18 protein-coding genes and 1 pseudogene are annotated in these 16,186 nt (G+C 62.5%); 10 read left to right on the top strand and 9 right to left on the bottom strand.

Features of this window, described 5'->3' with window-relative positions; genetic code table 11:
* Positions 1–115 precede the first annotated feature (115 nt).
* The 4 genes from ABE456_RS15910 to ABE456_RS15895 form a co-directional block, all read right to left on the bottom strand.
* Positions 116–1,948, bottom strand: coding sequence for an ABC transporter ATP-binding protein (locus ABE456_RS15910; RefSeq protein ID WP_346644766.1), 1,833 nt, complete (start codon positions 1,946–1,948; stop codon positions 116–118).
* 63 nt (positions 1,949–2,011) lie between these two features.
* Positions 2,012–2,569, bottom strand: a complete 558-nt coding sequence (locus tag ABE456_RS15905; protein ID WP_346644765.1) for a peptidylprolyl isomerase — start codon at positions 2,567–2,569, stop codon at positions 2,012–2,014.
* Complete coding sequence (locus tag ABE456_RS15900) at positions 2,563–3,375, bottom strand: alpha/beta hydrolase (protein ID WP_346644764.1); 813 nt, start codon at positions 3,373–3,375, stop codon at positions 2,563–2,565. The genes ABE456_RS15905 and ABE456_RS15900 overlap by 7 nt, the downstream gene beginning before the upstream one ends.
* Before the next feature lie 13 nt (positions 3,376–3,388).
* On the bottom strand, positions 3,389–4,312 hold the full coding sequence (locus ABE456_RS15895) for a LysR family transcriptional regulator (protein ID WP_346644763.1): 924 nt from the start codon (positions 4,310–4,312) through the stop codon (positions 3,389–3,391).
* Positions 4,313–4,362: 50 nt separating this feature from the next.
* On the opposite strand from ABE456_RS15895, the gene ABE456_RS15890 reads away from it, so the two are divergent.
* The 5 genes from ABE456_RS15890 to arfB all read left to right on the top strand — a co-directional run bounded on the left by ABE456_RS15890 (position 4,363) and on the right by arfB (position 7,962).
* On the top strand, positions 4,363–4,677 hold the full coding sequence (locus ABE456_RS15890) for a 3-phosphoglycerate kinase (protein WP_346644762.1): 315 nt from the start codon (positions 4,363–4,365) through the stop codon (positions 4,675–4,677).
* A gap of 108 nt (positions 4,678–4,785) precedes the next feature.
* Complete coding sequence (locus ABE456_RS15885; RefSeq protein WP_003254608.1) at positions 4,786–5,385, top strand: FMN-dependent NADH-azoreductase; 600 nt, start codon at positions 4,786–4,788, stop codon at positions 5,383–5,385.
* Positions 5,386–5,670: 285 nt separating this feature from the next.
* Positions 5,671–6,546, top strand: coding sequence for a carboxylate/amino acid/amine transporter (locus ABE456_RS15880; protein ID WP_346644761.1), 876 nt, complete (start codon positions 5,671–5,673; stop codon positions 6,544–6,546).
* A 1-nt stretch (position 6,547) separates the two neighbouring features.
* Complete coding sequence (locus tag ABE456_RS15875; RefSeq protein ID WP_346644760.1) at positions 6,548–7,483, top strand: AEC family transporter; 936 nt, start codon at positions 6,548–6,550, stop codon at positions 7,481–7,483.
* Positions 7,484–7,548: 65 nt separating this feature from the next.
* Entirely contained in the window at positions 7,549–7,962 is a 414-nt protein-coding gene (gene arfB, locus ABE456_RS15870) for an alternative ribosome rescue aminoacyl-tRNA hydrolase ArfB (RefSeq protein ID WP_261872407.1), read from the top strand.
* A 105-nt stretch (positions 7,963–8,067) separates the two neighbouring features.
* Here the strand turns inward: arfB and ABE456_RS15865 are convergent, their stop codons facing one another.
* Entirely contained in the window at positions 8,068–9,369 is a 1,302-nt protein-coding gene (locus ABE456_RS15865) for a mechanosensitive ion channel family protein (RefSeq protein WP_346644759.1), read from the bottom strand.
* A gap of 103 nt (positions 9,370–9,472) precedes the next feature.
* Here ABE456_RS15865 and ABE456_RS15860 point away from each other — a divergent pair, with 103 nt between their 5' ends.
* Entirely contained in the window at positions 9,473–10,834 is a 1,362-nt protein-coding gene (locus tag ABE456_RS15860; protein ID WP_346644758.1) for a DEAD/DEAH box helicase, read from the top strand.
* 121 nt (positions 10,835–10,955) lie between these two features.
* On the opposite strand, the gene ABE456_RS15855 is transcribed toward ABE456_RS15860, so the two are convergent.
* The gene (locus ABE456_RS15855; RefSeq protein WP_346644757.1) at positions 10,956–11,228 is read right to left on the bottom strand and encodes a hypothetical protein; all 273 of its coding nucleotides are present in this window, start codon (positions 11,226–11,228) and stop codon (positions 10,956–10,958) included.
* 202 nt (positions 11,229–11,430) lie between these two features.
* On the opposite strand from ABE456_RS15855, the pseudogene ABE456_RS15850 reads away from it, so the two are divergent.
* Positions 11,431–11,630: pseudogene (locus ABE456_RS15850) on the top strand (3-oxoacyl-ACP synthase).
* A gap of 60 nt (positions 11,631–11,690) precedes the next feature.
* Here ABE456_RS15850 and ABE456_RS15845 read toward each other — a convergent pair.
* Positions 11,691–11,984: an addiction module antidote protein gene (locus ABE456_RS15845; RefSeq protein ID WP_346644756.1), complete on the bottom strand. Its 294-nt coding sequence runs from the start codon at positions 11,982–11,984 to the stop codon at positions 11,691–11,693.
* The gene (locus tag ABE456_RS15840; protein WP_346644755.1) at positions 11,977–12,279 is read right to left on the bottom strand and encodes a type II toxin-antitoxin system RelE/ParE family toxin; all 303 of its coding nucleotides are present in this window, start codon (positions 12,277–12,279) and stop codon (positions 11,977–11,979) included. The genes ABE456_RS15845 and ABE456_RS15840 overlap by 8 nt, the downstream gene beginning before the upstream one ends.
* A gap of 177 nt (positions 12,280–12,456) precedes the next feature.
* Between ABE456_RS15840 and ABE456_RS15835 the strand changes: the two genes are divergently transcribed.
* Both ABE456_RS15835 and ABE456_RS15830 read left to right on the top strand, forming a co-directional pair.
* On the top strand, positions 12,457–12,852 hold the full coding sequence (locus ABE456_RS15835; protein WP_346644754.1) for a transcriptional regulator: 396 nt from the start codon (positions 12,457–12,459) through the stop codon (positions 12,850–12,852).
* Between the two features lie 106 nt (positions 12,853–12,958).
* Positions 12,959–13,885 carry a DMT family transporter gene (locus ABE456_RS15830; protein ID WP_346644753.1) on the top strand — a complete coding sequence of 309 codons (927 nt, stop codon included), beginning with the start codon at positions 12,959–12,961 and terminating at the stop codon, positions 13,883–13,885.
* Positions 13,886–13,949: 64 nt separating this feature from the next.
* On the opposite strand, the gene ABE456_RS15825 is transcribed toward ABE456_RS15830, so the two are convergent.
* A complete protein-coding gene (locus ABE456_RS15825) occupies positions 13,950–15,122 on the bottom strand; it encodes an MFS transporter (protein WP_346644752.1) in 1,173 nt (390 codons plus the stop codon).
* A gap of 106 nt (positions 15,123–15,228) precedes the next feature.
* On the opposite strand from ABE456_RS15825, the gene ABE456_RS15820 reads away from it, so the two are divergent.
* Complete coding sequence (locus tag ABE456_RS15820; protein ID WP_346644751.1) at positions 15,229–16,122, top strand: LysR substrate-binding domain-containing protein; 894 nt, start codon at positions 15,229–15,231, stop codon at positions 16,120–16,122.
* The last annotated feature ends 64 nt before the right edge of the window (positions 16,123–16,186 follow it).

Here is a 16,186-nt window from a genome sequence, read left to right as displayed (position 1 = left end):
GCCTTGTGTCGCGAAAGGGCCGCAAAGCGGCCCCGGCAATTTCAGCAGCGAAGCTAAAACCTGGGGCTGCTTCGCAGCCCTTTCGCGACACAAGGCCGCTCCCACAGGTGTGTGCCTAGTCGACCCCGACAAAGCCCCCGGTCTGGTGATGCCACAAGCGGGCATACAAGCCCTGTTGCTCCAGCAGCTCGCTGTGGCTGCCGCTTTCGACAATGCGCCCCTTGTCCAGCACCACCAGCCGGTCCATCCGGGCAATGGTGGAAAGCCGGTGGGCAATGGCAATCACCGTCTTGCCCTGCATCAGTGTCTCCAGGCTTTCCTGGATGGCAGCCTCCACCTCCGAGTCCAGCGCTGAAGTGGCCTCGTCCATGATCAGGATCGGCGCATTCTTCAACAGCACCCGGGCAATGGCGATGCGCTGGCGCTGGCCGCCTGACAGCTTCACCCCGCGCTCCCCCACATGGGCATCGAAACCGGTGCGGCCCTGGGCATCCGACAGCTGCGGGATGAACTCGTCGGCACGGGCGCGGCGCACGGCCTCGCGCAAAGCCGCCTCGCTGGCGCCGGGGCGACCGTACAGCAGGTTGTCGCGGATCGAACGGTGCAGCAACGAGGTGTCCTGGGTGATCATGCCGATCTGTGCGCGCAGGCTGGCCTGGCTCACTTCGGCAATGTCCTGGCCGTCGATAAGGATGCGCCCGCCCTGTATGTCATACAGCCGCAGCAGCAGGTTGACCAGGGTCGACTTGCCTGCCCCGGACGGGCCGATCAGGCCGATCTTCTCGCCTGGGCGGATGTCCAGGTTGAGCCCTTCGATCACGTTGGCGGCCTTGCCGTAGTGGAAGTCCACATCATCGAAACGCACCGCGCCACGGCTGACCTTGAGCGCCGGCGCGTTGGGCTGGTCGGTGACGGTGACCGGTTGGGCGATGGTTTGCAGGCCATCCTGGACCATGCCGATGTTCTCGAAAATGCCGTTGACCACCCACATGATCCAGCCCGACATGTTGACGATACGGATCACCAGGCCTGTGGCCAGGGCGATGGCGCCGACGCTGATCAGCGACTGGCTCCACAGCCACAGTGCCAGGCCCGTGGTGGTGACCACCAGCAGGCCGTTGAGGGTGGTGATGACCACGTCCATGCTGGTGACCACGCGTGAGGCCAGCTGGGTTTTCTCGGTTTGCTCGCGGATCGCTTCACGGGCGTACTGCTGCTCGTAGTCGGTGTGGGCGAACAGCTTGAGGGTGGCGATGTTGGTGTAGCCATCGACGATGCGCCCCATCAGTTTCGAGCGGGCGTCGGACGAGATCACCGAACGTTCCTTGACCCGTGGCACGAAGTAGAACAACGCGGCGATGTAGCTGGCAATCCACACCAGCAATGGCAGCATCAGGCGCCAGTCGGCCTCGGCGAACAGCACCAGTGAGGTGATGGCGTAGATCAGCACGTGCCACAGTGCGTCCACCGCCTGCACGGCAGAATCACGCAGCGAGTTGCCGGTCTGCATGATGCGCTGGGCGATGCGCCCGGCGAAGTCGCTCTGGAAGAAGTTCAGGCTCTGCTTGAGCACGTAGGTGTGGTTTTGCCAGCGGATCAGGCTGGTCATGCCGGGGTTGATGGTCTGGTGCACCAGCAGGTCGTGCAGGCCGAAGAACACCGGCCGCAGCAGCAGGATCACCACCAGCATCCAGGCCAGTTCGCCGCTGTGCTCGCTGAAGAAGCTGGAATTGGGCGTGCCTTGGGCCAGGTCGATGATGCGGCTGAGGTAGCTGAACATCGCTACCTCTATCAGCGAGGCGAACAGGCCGACCACCAGCAAGGCCAAAAAGCTTGGCCATACCTGGCGCAGGTAATACAGGTAGAACGGCCACACCTGGCTGGGTGGCGCTTCGCTCGGCGCCTCACGGAAAATATCGATCAGTTGCTCGAAACGGCGGTACAGCATGGGAAACGACACTCCTGTTCCAGCCGACCCTCAGGCGGTTTCACGTCCCTGTGAAGCCTGCGGTCAGTCGATGCGTTTGGCCGACTTGATGTACACCGGGTCGGCTGGTACATCACGCATGCCTTTCTTGACGGTGGTTGGCGAGTTGACGATCTGGTCGACTACTTCCATGCCCTTGGTCACTTTGCCGAACACGGCATAGCCACGGTCACGCCCCGGGTTGAGGAAGTCGTTGTCGGCCACGTTGATGAAGAACTGGCTGGTGGCCGAGTTCGGGTCCGAGGTACGTGCCATCGACAGGGTGCCGCGGGTGTTCTGCAGGCCGTTGCTGGCTTCGTTCTTGATCGGGTCGTTGGTGTTCTTCTGCACCATCTGGTCGGTGAAGCCGCCGCCTTGCACCATGAAGCCCGGGATCACGCGGTGGAAGATGGTGTTGTTATAGAAACCACTGTCGACGTATTGCAGGAAATTCTTGGTACTGATCGGGGCCTTCTCGGCATTCAGCTCGATTTCGACCTGGCCGAAGCTGGTGTCCAGCAGAACGTGCGGGGTCTTGTCGGAGGCCATGACGCTGGTGGCGAAGGCGACCGAGCAGGCGGTGAGCAGGAGTTTTTTCAGCATGGGCTCAAAGATCCTTGAGAGGTGGAAGCGGCTGCAAGGAACTGCAGCAGGGTCTGGTTGAAGACCTCGGGTTGGTCGAGGGGGGTAGCGTGCCGGGAATCGTCGATGACGACCAGCCTGGCGTTTGGCATAAGGGCGACGTAGCGCTGTTTCAGTTGTATCGGGGTGTAATCGTGGTCGGCGGCGACCACCAGGGTAGGGCAGTGGATCTGCCCGATGCGCTCTTGCACGCCCCAGTCGACGATGGCGTCGAAACTCTTGAGGTAGGCGCGTTTGTCGTTGCGCGCCCAGCGCTGGGCCATTTTCTGCCGTAGCTCGGCCTGCCGGGGCTTGGGGAACAGGCGTTCAGCCAGGCCCTTGCCGACGGTTTCAACGCTTAGGATGCGCGCCAGGCCCCAACGTTTGACCCACCACAGCCAGTCACTGCGGGTGCGGCGCTTGACCTCGGGGGCGCTGTTGACGATGCACAGGCTGCGCAGCCATTGCGGGTGGTCGACGGCAAACTGGAAGCCGACCATGCCGCCCATGGACAGGCCAACAAGGTGCACCGGGCCGGTGCGCAAGTGTTCAAGCAGGGCCAGCAGGTCGGCACTGAAGGTGGCGATCTGGTAACCGTCGCGGGGCTTGTCGGAACGGCCGTGGCCGCGGATGTCCATGAGGATCACCCGGTACAGGCGGCTGAGTACCGGCACCTGCAACTCCCAGTCCTGGCAGCTGGAACCTAGGCCGTGCAGCAGCACCAGGGGGTCGCCCTGGCCATATTCCTCGTAATGCAGTGCGCATCCTTCGTGTTCGAAATAGGCCAAGGGCGCGGTCCTCTCAGGCTTGCGGGGGGGCTGCGAAGGGCACGTCCAGTGGCGCGGTGTCGAAGTTGCGCAGCAGGTCGATGAGGATCTGCGTGGCCGGGCCCAAGGTCTTCTCTTTGCTCGAATAAAGGTAGAACAGTGGGTGGCGGCTGCCACCCTGATCCAGCGCCAACGGCTTGAGCACGCCTTCACGCAGCTCGCGCTCGATCATGTGCCGAGGCAGCCAGGCAAAGCCCAGGCCACTGCTGACGAAGGTGGCGGCGGTGCCCAGGCTGCCGACAGTCCAGCGCTGCTCGGCCCCCAGCCAGCCGACGTCGCGCGGCTGGGCGCGGCCGGAGTCGCGGATCACCACCTGCAGCTGGCTTTCCAGGTCCTGGAAGGTGAGCTCGCGGCCCAGGCGGTGCAGGCTGTGTTCGGGGTGGGCGACGGCAACGAACTCCACCGCGCTCAGCTCGGCACCCAGGTAGCCGCCGATGCTGTAGCTGCTGATGGCCAGGTCGGCGATGCCTTCGTGCATCACTTCTTCGACGCCAGACAGCACTTCTTCACGCAGGCGCACCCGGCAGCCGCGGCTTTGCGGCATGAACGCCGCCAGCGCGCGCACCAGGCGGGCACTGGGGTAGGCGGCGTCGACCACCAGGCGCACTTCGGCTTCCCAGCCCTGTTCCATGTGGTGGGCGAGGTCTTCGAGCTGGCTGGCCTGCTTGACCAGGTGGCGCGAGCGGCGCAGCAGTACGTTGCCGGCTTCGGTGAGTACCGCTTTGCGCCCGTCGATGCGCAGCAGTGGCACGCCCAGTTGCTCCTGCATGCGGGCCACGGTGTAGCTGACCGAAGACTGTGAGCGGTGCAGTGCCTCGGCGGCCTGGGCAAACCCGCCGTGATCAACCACTGCTTGCAGGGTTCGCCACTGGTCAAGGGTTACGCGCGGCGCTTTCATCTTTCGCTCCTATTGTCCTAAGCTGCGCTCTTTCAAGGAGAGAGCGGCCCATGAAGAAATGTTGTGCGGCAATACTGATGTGCCTGCCCCTCGGGGCCATGGCGTACCCAATCGATGTGGAAAAGGAACTGACCGGGGTCAAGCTCGACTACACCGCCTATGACACGGCCTACGACATTGGTGCCATTACCCTCAACAACTATGGGCAGGTGCCGGCGGCATGCAAGGTGACTTTCCGCAATGGGCCAGAGGCACCACGGGTGCGCAGGGTCAATGTGCCGGCGGGTAAAAGCGTCGATGTCACCGCCAAATTCAACCGGCAGATCATCAAACTGCGGATCGCCTTGAGCTGCACCACGGAATAAACTGATTAATCGATATGTTGAACCCATTTTTTACGCTTTTTTATCGATAGGTCAAGCCTTAATCTCACCTCCATCGAATCGCAACCTTTTTGCCGATGGAGGCACCCCATGTCCCGCGTTCTGATCATCGAAAGCAGCGCCCGCCAGCAGGATTCCGTTTCCCGTCAGCTGACCAAAGACTTCATTCAGCAATGGCAGGCCGCCCACCCGGCCGATCAGATCACCGTACGCGACCTGGCGGTAAGCCCGGTGCCACACCTGGATGCCAACCTGCTGGGCGGCTGGATGAAACCGGAAGAACAGCGCAGTGCCGCTGAACTGGAAGCGCTGGCCCGTTCCAACGAACTGACTGATGAATTGCTGGCTGCCGACGTGCTGGTGATGGCTGCGCCGATGTACAACTTCACCATCCCGAGCACCCTGAAAGCCTGGCTGGACCACGTGCTGCGCGCTGGCATCACCTTCAAGTACACCCCGACCGGCCCACAAGGCCTGCTGACCGGCAAGCGCGCCATCGTCCTGACTGCCCGTGGCGGCATCCATGCCGGCGCCAGCAGCGATCACCAGGAACCGTACCTGCGCCAAGTCATGGCCTTTATCGGGATTCACGATGTCGACTTCATTCATGCCGAAGGCCTGAACATGAGCGGCGAGTTCCACGAGAAAGGCGTCAACCAGGCCAAGGCCAAACTGGCGGCGGTGGCCTGAGGTTTAACGAATTCCCAACCCTGACACCTGGTTTTGCTCCTTTGGGTGTACCTGCCCGGTCCTTTTGACCGGGCTTTTTTATGCCTGGGATTTGGTGGGGACCTGTACCGGCCTCTTCGCGGGTAAACCCGCTCCCACAGGGACACCACAGGCCTCAGGTGCTGTGATATCCCTGTGGGAGCGGTTTTACCCGCGAAAGGGCCAGCACAGCCCCCACATTCCTCATGGTTGAACACAAAGGCCGCAACCCGCTAAGGTCGCGGCCTTGATTCACGAGAGGCAACCATGGGCTACCTGATAATCGTCGCGCTGATCCAGGCATTTTCCTTCAGCCTCATCGGCGAGTACCTGGCCGGGCACGTCGACAGCTACTTCGCCGTGCTCGCGCGCGTGGTGCTGGCCGGCCTGGTGTTCCTGCCACTGACCCGCTGGCGCCAGGTCGAGCCACGCTTCATGCGCTCGATGCTGCTGATCGGCGCGCTGCAGTACGGCATCACCTATGTCTGCCTGTACCTGAGCTTCCGCGTGCTCACCGTGCCGGAGGTGCTGCTGTTCACCATCCTCACGCCGCTGCACGTGACGCTGATCGAAGATGCCATGAACCGGCGCTTCAACCCTTGGGCGTTGCTGGCCGCCCTGGTAGCCGTGGCTGGCGCCGCGGTGATCCGTTTCGACAGCATCAGTGGCGAGTTCTTCATCGGATTCCTGCTGCTGCAACTGGCCAACTTCACCTACGCCGCCGGCCAGGTGCTGTACCGCCACCTGGTTGCCCGCAACCCCAGCGACCTGCCGCACTACGCCCGCTTCGGCTACTTCTACCTCGGCGCCTTGCTGGTGGTGCTGCCGGCCTTCCTGCTGTTCGGCAATGCCCAGCACCTGCCGAGCACCGATGTGCAATGGCTGGTGCTGCTGTTCCTGGGCCTGTGCCCGACGGCGCTGGGCCTGTACTGGTGGAACAAGGGCGCGTGCCTGGTATCTGGCGGTACGTTGGCGGTGATGAACAACCTGCATGTGCCGGTGGGGCTGCTGCTGAACCTGTTGATCTGGAACCAGCATGAACCGCTGGGGCGGCTGTTCATCGGCGGTGCGATCATCCTGGCGTCGGTGTGGTTGAGTCGACTGGGCGGGCGCACGCAGACGCCGCTGGCCGGCAAGGCCTGAAATGCACACCATCTTCGTCATCGTGGCGCCGATCTTCGCCCTGATCCTGGTCGGCTACCTGTGCCGCAAGACCAACAAACTGGGCGACAAGGCCGCCGCTGAAATCAACAAGATGGTGGTCTGGCTGTGCCTGCCGGCGTTGCTGTTCAAGGTCACCGCCACGGCCACCTGGAGCGAGATCTGGCACCCAGGCTTCATCGTTGCCTTTGGCGCAGGCGCCCTGGCCATGTTCGTGGTCACGCTGCTGTGGCGCCTGTACGGCGGCCACGGCCTGGTTGCGGCGAGCATCGACGGGCTCAGTGCCGGCTATGCCAACACCGGCTATATCGGCATTCCGCTGTGCCTGTTGCTGTTCGGCCAGGCAGGGTTGGAGCCGGCATTGATCTCGTCGTTGATCGTGGTGTGCCTGGTGTTTGCCATATCGCTGACGCTGATTGAGGTCGGGCTACAGGCGGAGCGGCACATTGGTCGTGCCATCTTGCTGGTGAGCAAGGCGCTGGCGAAGAACCCGTTGGTGATTTCACCATTGGCGGGCGCTGCCTGGGCGGTATCCGGCGTGGGGCTGGCGGAGCCGGTCATGCACTTTCTCGACATGCTGGCGCTGGCGACCACGCCGTGTGCGTTGATATCGCTGGGCGCATTTCTGGCCGAAAAACGTACAGGGTCGCAGGCCAGCCCGTGGCCGTTGGTAACGTTGAAACTGATCGGGCAGCCCGCGCTGACGTGGGTGCTGGCGTTCAAGGTGTTCACCTTGCCGACCATGTGGGCGGCGTCGGCGGTGCTGCTGGCGGCACTACCGACCGGCACCGGGCCGTTCATGCTGGCGGAGTATTACAACCGCGAGGCGGGGCTGATTTCGCGGACGATCCTGTTGTCGACCGTGGCTTCGCTGGTGACCTTGACTGGCCTGTTGTACCTGCTGGGGTATGCGGGGTAGCGGCCGGTGTACTATGGGACAGCGGCGGAGGCTGTGATAATGGGCGCAATCACAAGGGCCATGGCATGCTGACCATCTCAAACAATGTGCATCTGCCGGATGCCGACATCGAACTGACCTACATCCGCGCACAAGGCGCGGGTGGGCAAAACGTCAACAAGGTGTCCAGCGCCGTGCACCTGCGCTTCGATATCCCGGCCTCGTCGCTGCCCGAGTTTTACAAGGAGCGGCTGCTGGCGCTGCGTGATAGCCGTATCACCGGCGACGGCGTGTTGATCATCAAGGCCCAGCAGTACCGCACCCAGGAGCAGAACCGCGCTGACGCACTGGCGCGTCTTGCCGAGTTGATCATCGCTGCCGGCAAGACCGAGAAGAAACGCCGCCCCACCAAGCCCACCCTCGGCTCGAAGACCCGCCGCCTTGAAGGGAAAGCCAGGCGCAGCACTGTCAAAGCAGGGCGGGGCAAGGTGGACTTCTAGTGCTGGTGGTGGAGCATTACAGTACTGCGCAGGTCTCGAATATTGCGCAGAATGTTGTTGAGCGGCCTTGTGTCGCGAAAGGGCCGCAAAGCGGCCCCGGCAATCTCAAGCCTCGCTCATCTCTTCCAGCCGACGCGGCACAGGCTCTTGCGCCACACGCCCGCTTAACCCCACCCGCATGTCATTGCCACTCGGCTGCTGATACAAGCTCAAGCCAAACTCCGGCAACACCGCCAGCAGATAGTCGAAGATATCCCCCTGGATCCGCTCATACTCCGCCCACACCGTGGTAGTGGTGAAGCAGTAGATCTCCAGCGGCACGCCCTCGGCGGTGGTTTGCATCTGCCGCACCATGCAGGTCATGTTCGGGTGCACGTTGGGGTGGTTCTTCAGGTAGGCCAGGGCAAAGGCACGGAAGGTACCGATGTTGGTCAGCTTGCGGCGGTTGGCCGACAGCTCGGCCACCGGGCCCAGCGCTTCGTTCCAGTTTTGCAGTTCCTGGCGCTTGCCGGCCAGGTAATCGCCCAGCAGGCTCACCTGGCTCAGGCGCTGTTCCTCTTCGCGGGTGAGGAAACGCACGCCGGCGGCGTCGATGAACAGGCTGCGCTTGATCCGCCGGCCACCGGACTGCTGCATGCCGCGGTAGTTGCGGAACGATTCGCTCATCAGGCGCCAGGTGGGGATCGAGACGATGGTCTTGTCGAAGTTCTGCACCTTCACCGTGTGCAGGGTGATGTCCACCACGTCGCCATCGGCACCCACCTGGGGCATTTCGATCCAGTCACCCACGTGCAACATGTCGTTGCTGGTCAGCTGCACGCTGGCGACGAACGACAGCAGGGTGTCCTTGTACACCAACAGCAGCACCGCCGACATGGCGCCCAGGCCGGACAGCAGCAATAACGGCGAGCGGTCGATCAGGGTGGCGACGATGACGATGGCGGCGAAGATCCACAGCATCATCTTGGCCAACTGCACATAGCCCTTGATCGAGCGGGTGCGGGCGTGTTCGGTGCGGGCGTAGATGTCGAGCAGGGCATCCAGCAGGCACGACAGCGCCATGGTCATGAACAGCAGGGTAAAGGCCAGGGCGACATTGCCAAGGAAATGCTGGGCGGTGTCGGACAGCTCCGGCACCAGCTTCAGGCCGAACTGCAGCACCAGCGACGGGGTGGTTTGCGCCAGGCGGTGGAACACCTTGTTGTGGCGCAGGTCGTCCAGCCACTTCAGTGCTGGCTGGCGGGCCAGCAGGCGGGCGCTGTGCAGTACCAGGAAGCGCGCCAGGCGGCCGACTACCAGGGAAATCAGCAGCAGCACCACCAGGCCAATGGCGGCGTGCAGCACTGGGTGTTGGTCGAGGGTGCCCCACAAGTCGAGGGAGTCACGCCAGATTCGTTGGATATCCATGGGCTTGCATACAGTCTTGTTGCGAAACGAAGTGCCATTAGAGCGCGGATGGCGACAAAGTTGCCAAAAGAAATTCGGCTAAGGCGGCAGAAAACGTTACCCTATGCAACTGAATTTCCCGCACTTGCCTGAGGTTACCTCCGTGTTCTCCCAATTCGCCCTGCATGAACGCCTGCTTAAAGCCGTGGCCGAGCTTAAATTTGTCGAGCCAACCCCGGTGCAGGCCGCGGCCATCCCCTTGGCCCTGCAAGGGCGAGACCTGCGTGTGACCGCGCAGACCGGCAGCGGCAAGACTGCAGCCTTCGTGCTGCCGCTGCTCAACCGCCTGGTCGACCTGAAAGGTGGGCGTGTCGAAATCCGCTCGCTGATCCTGCTGCCGACCCGCGAGTTGGCCCAGCAGACCCTCAAGCAAGTGCAGCTGTTCTCGCAGTTCACCTATATCAAGGCGGGCCTGGTTACCGGCGGTGAAGACTTCAAGGAACAGGCCGCCATGCTGCGCAAGGTGCCGGACGTGCTGATCGGCACCCCGGGCCGCCTGCTGGAGCAGCTCAATGCCGGCAACCTCGACCTGTCCCACGTGCAGGTGCTGATCCTCGACGAAGCCGACCGCATGCTCGACATGGGCTTTGCCGAAGACATGGAGCGCCTGTGCAAGGAGTGCGAGAACCGCGAGCAGACCCTGCTGTTCTCCGCCACCACCGGTGGCGCGGCCCTGCGCGACATCATCGGCAAGGTGCTGAAAGACCCTGAGCACTTGATGCTCAACAGTGTCTCGCAACTGGCCGAAGGCACCCGCCAGCAGATCATCATGGCTGACCACGATCAGCACAAAGAGCAGATCGTGCAGTGGCTGTTGGCCAACGAAACCTTCGACAAGGCGATCATCTTCACCAACACCCGCGCCCTGGCTGACCGTATCTATGGCCACCTGGTGGCCAAGGACGTAAAAGCCTTCGTACTGCACGGCGAGAAAGACCAGAAGGACCGCAAGCTGGCCATCGAGCGCTTCAAGCAGGGCAGCTCCAAGGTGCTGGTGGCCACTGACGTGGCAGCCCGTGGCCTGGACATCGACGGCCTCGACCTGGTGATCAACTTCGACATGCCACGCAGCGGTGACGAATACGTACACCGCGTGGGCCGTACCGGCCGCGCTGGCGGCGAAGGCCTGGCGATTTCGCTGATTACCCACAACGACTGGAACCTGATGTCGAGCATCGAACGCTACCTCAAGCAGCAGTTCGAGCGCCGGGTGATCAAGGAAGTGAAGGGCACCTACAGCGGGCCGAAGAAGGTCAAGGCTTCGGGCAAGGCGGCCGGCAGCAAGAAGAAAAAGATCGAGAAGAAGTCCGGCGACAAGAAAGCAGCCGCCAAGCGCAAGCCTACTGCCAAGCCGAAGGCCAATGCGCCGCTGGCCAGCGCCGACGGCCTGGCGCCGCTGAAGAAGCGCAAGCCTGCTGCTGAATAAGTAGCTCTCAATGGCCCTATCGCCGGCAAGCCAGCTCGCACAGGAATCACGCTGTATTCAGCATCTGTGATATCCCCGTGGGAGCTTGCTTGCCGGCGATAGGGCCATTGAAGTCAACCCATCACTCAGCCTTCTTCTCCGCCTGCTTCAACTCCTTGATCCGCTGGTCAATCAGCTGACACTTGTCGGGCAAGTCCTTGCTCGCCGTCTCCAAGTCCATCCCCTGAAGCTCGTCATTGATCTCCTTGGCCTTCTGCGGGTTCTGCTCGGTCAGCTGGGTGACCAACCCGGCCAGCTCTTCACGTTTCTGTGTCGCTTCTTCCGGTGTACAGGCCCAGGCGGGCAGGGCGCAGAGCAGGGCGGTGGCGTAGGCAATGGGTAGCAGTAGTTTCATCCTTTCTACCTCCAGCGGTGGCTATGCGCGGTGGAAGGTTGTGGGTGTAGGGAAGTTCAGCGCTCGCGACCAGTGGATCATTTTCATGTTGGAAGTAGTCCGTTTCTGAAATGCCTCCATCCCCCGCTTCACCGTTGAACAGCGCGCCACATGACTCTAGTCTCTAAAGAAAAGAAGGGGACCTGACGTGGGGCCAGAGATCATGACCAAACTATCGAGAACTGACTGGAGCCGGCTGGCTCAACAAGATGACAAGGATATCGACTTGTCAGATATCCCAGAACTGGAGCAGGACTTTTTCCGCCAGGCCGAGCTGCGCGTTCCCGCCGAGCAGGGGGCTACCAGCCCCGAATAAACCGGTTGCAGCGTCAGTACATGCCAGCTCAGCAGAAACTGTGCTGAGCTTTTTCTGACAAGTGTATCGAGATCGGGTATTCCCAAGATCACTGGAAAAGCAGTATGTCAGCCTGCGATGTGAGGACGCGCTGTCATGTCTATACCCAGTGCTTTCATCACGGTCAGGAACGATTTGAGGGTTGGGTTGCCATGCTCGCTGAAAGACCGGTAAAGCTGTTCACGAGACAGGCCGGTTTCTTTTGCCAACTCGCTCATGCCTTTCGCACGTGCTACCACGCCTACAGCTTTGGCGACATAGCTGGCATCACCAGTCTCAAGTGCGTCGGTCATGAACTGCGCGATTGCTTCGGGGGTGGTGAGGTATTCGGCGGGATCGAATTCAGAGAAGGTTTCAGTCATTTTGCATCCTCCACGAACGCAGAATCTGGTGGGCTGCCTTGATGTCTCGTTGTTGGCTGCTTTTATCGCCGCCGCACAAAAGAATGACGAAAGTGCTGCCCGCCTGGTGGAAATACACACGGTAGCCAGGCCCGTAGTGGACCCTGAGTTCACTGACGCCGTGGCCAACCGGTGATACATCGCCAGGTAGGCCCTCCATCAATCGGTTGATCCGAGAAACGATTCGGGTTCTGGCGCTAACGTCCCGGAGCCCGCTCACCCAATGTTTGAAACTGCTGGATTCGATTTTCTTCATCGAGTGAATGTAGTTTATAAACTACAGCTAACGAGCCAGCAAATGGTTTCTGCCTATTGCCGTACCGGTCGCTTCACACCCGCGCTTTCCATCCCTTCATATTTTTCTCGGAACACCGGGCCTCACCAATGAGTCCCACCTGTGTACCCCTTCCGTCCACAGCAGGAGCCCGTAGCCATGAGCATTGCCTACGACTGGGACCTGATCGAACGCTTGCTGCACGAGGTGCAGAACGGCGCCGGTCACAGCTTTACGCCACGCCCCTACGCCGAGCAGCACGCTGCCGCGCTGGCCGCCAAGGGTGAGCCGGTGGGTGACCTGGACCACCTGAAAACCCGTGCCTGCGAGTATGAAAAGCTGCTGTTCGAGCGCGGCTATATCGAAAGCCGGCCTGAAGAAGACGGCGGCAACGGCGAGAACTTCGTGCTGACCGAGCGCGGCTCGCGCCTGATGAGCCTGATCGACAGCAGCATCCCTGGCTTCGAGCACCCGCGCCAGGTGCTGGACGAGCAGGAGGATGCGCTGGACGAGACCACCTTCGAACAGGTGTCGGTGAAAGCGCAGATTGCTTGAGGTCGTTTTGAGGCTGGCAAGGGTGGCCATGGAAACCCGATAATCGGTAGTTCCTGAATGCTGCCGAGCGCTAGCCTATGCCCACGATCACCCCAGAGGCCCGCCCATGAGCGCGGTCCGCAAGAACCCTGACGCCTTTGCCTTCCAGGTAATGCTGGGGCTGTGCCTGATCTGGGGCTGCCAGCAGGTGCTGATCAAGACCGCCGCTGTCGATATCGCCCCGGTGATGCAGGCGGCCCTGCGCAATGGCATCGCCGCCGTGCTGGTAGGCGTAATGCTGTGCTGGCGCGGGGGCTGGGAGCAGGTAGGCAGCACCTGGCGCGCCGGGCTGGTCGCGGGCGGTCTGTTCGGCATCGAGTTCCTGTTCATTGCCGAGGGCCTCAAGCTGACCTCGGCGGCGCATATGTCGGTGTTTCTCTATACGGCGCCAGTCTTCACCGCATTGGGGCTGCATTTCCGGTTACCCAGTGAACGCCTGCGGCTGTTGCAATGGCTGGGGATTCTGCTGGCTTTCGGCGGTATTGCCATGGCCTTTGCCGGTGGCATGTCATTCGAACACATGGATGGCCGCACCCTGTTGGGCGATGCCTTTGGCGTGATCGCCGGGCTGGCCTGGGGGGCGACCACGGTGGTGGTGCGCTGCTCGCGGCTGTCGGAAGCGCCGGCAACCTTGACCCTGTTCTATCAGCTGGCGGTAGGCTTTGCCGGGCTGCTGTTGATTGCCTTGCTCAGTGGGCAGATCGGTGCGGTGTCGCTGACGCCGCTGGCAATGGGTAGCGTGCTGTTTCAGGGGATCGTGGTGTCGTTCGTCAGTTACCTGACCTGGTTCTGGTTGCTGCGCAAATACCTGGCCTCGAACCTGGCGGTGTTTTCCTTTATCACCCCGCTGTTCGGGGTGACCTTTGGCGTATTGCTGCTGGATGAACCGCTGAGCGTGAACTTCGTGGTTGGGGCGTTGATGGTGCTGTTGGGGGTGATCCTGGTGAGTGCCGAGCCATGGGTGAAGAAGCAACTGCGCAAGTTGGTGGGGTAATCGGTTGCCTGTTCTGGCCTCTTCGCGGGCTTGCCCGCGAAGAGGCCAGAACAGGCAACAACAATCAAGATGCAATTGAGGCCTGGCAGGCATTGCCGGCCGGCCTGCTGCGAGCCAGTTGCACCAGCCCGCCAGCCACTGCCAAGCCACCCGCCGCCACCATCAGCGCCGGTTGCAGGCCGCCGCTGTAATGGCTGCTGACCGCCGCCAGCAACGGCCCGCTCAACTGCCCCAGGGCAAAACACGCGGTCAGCAGCCCGGCATTGCGCTGAGTGGCATGCGGCGCCAGCTCCCGCGAGCGTTGCATCACCAGCTGCATGCAGGCCAGGAACGGCCCGCCGCACAGCACCACGCCCAGCGCCAACCCCACACCCCCGCCCATCAGGCAGGCCAGCACACCCAGCCCTTGCAGCCACAGGGTGGCGCTCAGCCATGCCGACGTGTGCCCGCTACGGCGCAGGCTCACCAGCAGCACCCCCAGCGCCGCCGCCAGGCCAAACGCCGGCCAGAACAGGTCGGCCAGCCACTGCCCGCGGAACTGCTGGTTGGCCATTTGCGACAGGAAGGTGGCCGGCAGGATGTAACCCACGCCGTACAGGGCATACACCACCCCCAGGCGGCCAATGCCGACACTGCGGGTAGGGCCCTGGCGAGCCGGCGATGGGGTTGCTGCCACTTGCAGAGCCCGTGGCAGCCAAGGCCGCACGGCCAGCAGCATCAGCAGCGCGGCCACGGCATAGATCAGCCACAGCGCTGCCGAGCCCAGCCCCAGCACATGCGCCACCAGTGCCAGCAGCCCGGTCACGGCAATACCCAGGCCGGGCCCGGCGAACACCAGCGCACCCAGGCGCTGGCGGTTGTGGGCATTGGCCACCTGCTGGCTGAGGCTGGTGATCATCACCAGCACCCAGGCGCTGGCCACGCCCGTGCCAAAGCGCAGCAGCAGGTGTGCCCAGAAGCCATCGGCGGCCCATGAAGCCAGGGTCAGCAGTACGCACAGCCACAACCCACCGTGCAGGCGCAGGCGCACCTGGCCTGGCGAGCGGGCGAACATCGCGTCCACCGCACCGATGAAGTAACCCAGGTAGTTGGCCGCCGCCACCAGCCCGGCGACCGTCAGGTCGAACTGGCCTTCGGCGATCAGCTGCGGCAGTTGCGGGGTGAGGGCGAAACGGCCGATGCCCATGGCCATCATCAGCGCCACGGCGCTGGCCAGCAATTGAATGAGTGGCGACATGACAGGTCTCCTGCACGGATGTAAGCGATGGTTGGCAGGTTAGGGCGGTTTCTTTTTCAATAAAATTGAATAATGATGATCAAGTTGTTCTGTTTTGGAGAATGCCGTGGAGTTCAGCCAGCTACGTATCTTCCAGGCGGTAGCCGAGGAGGGTTCCATTACCCGGGCCGCCGAGCGCATGCATCGGGTGCCGTCAAACTTGTCGACGCGCCTGCGCCAGCTTGAGGAACAACTGGGCGTCGAGCTGTTCCTGCGCGAACGCCAGCGCCTGCAGCTGTCGCCGGCAGGCAAGGTGCTGCTGGACTACGCCAACCGCATGTCGGCCTTGCGCGACGAGGCACTGGCCGCCGTGCGTGGCGGCCAGCCAGCCGGGGATTTTGTGCTGGGGACCATGTACAGCACGGCCGCGACCCACTTGCCGGCGTTGCTGGCGCGTTATCACCAGGCTTACCCGGCAGTTAACCTGCAGGTGCGCGCCGCACCCAGCGGCGAGTTGCTCGAAGGTTTGCTCAGCCACAGCCTGGACGCCGCCCTGGTGGACGGCCCGCTGAACCTGGCCGGGCTGGATGGCGTGCCGTTGTGCGATGAGCAACTGGTGCTGATCACCAGCCCCGAGCACCCGGCGGTGCACAACGCCAAGGATGTAGCGGGCAAGGCGGTGTTCACCTTCCGTCAGGGCTGTTCGTACCGCATGCGCCTGGAGGCCTGGTATGCCCATGCCCATACGCCGATGGGGCGGGTAATGGAGATCGAGTCGTACCAGAGCATGCTGGCGTGCGTGATCGCTGGCGCGGGCGTGGCGATGATGGCCCGGTCGATGCTCGACAGCCTGCCCGGGCGCGACCGGGTAAGGGTGCACCCGCTGCAGGCGCCGTTCGATCAGGCGGTCACTTGGTTGATGTGGCGCCAGGGTATGCGTGGGGCGAATTTGCAGGCGTGGATCGACCTGCAACAAAGCGAAACGAATAACCAGTCGTCGGAATGCGCCGCTACGGCTTGATCCGGGTCAAAATGGCCCTTATCTGTAAGATCAGAGGCATGCGTAGTACAGGACATCGGGCTAT

The sequence above is a fragment of the Pseudomonas sp. TWI929 genome (assembly GCF_039673335.1).
GTDB lineage: Bacteria > Pseudomonadota > Gammaproteobacteria > Pseudomonadales > Pseudomonadaceae > Aquipseudomonas.
The sequence above is the reverse complement of the archived record's forward strand: the minus strand, read 5'-3'. Positions and strand labels throughout refer to the sequence as shown.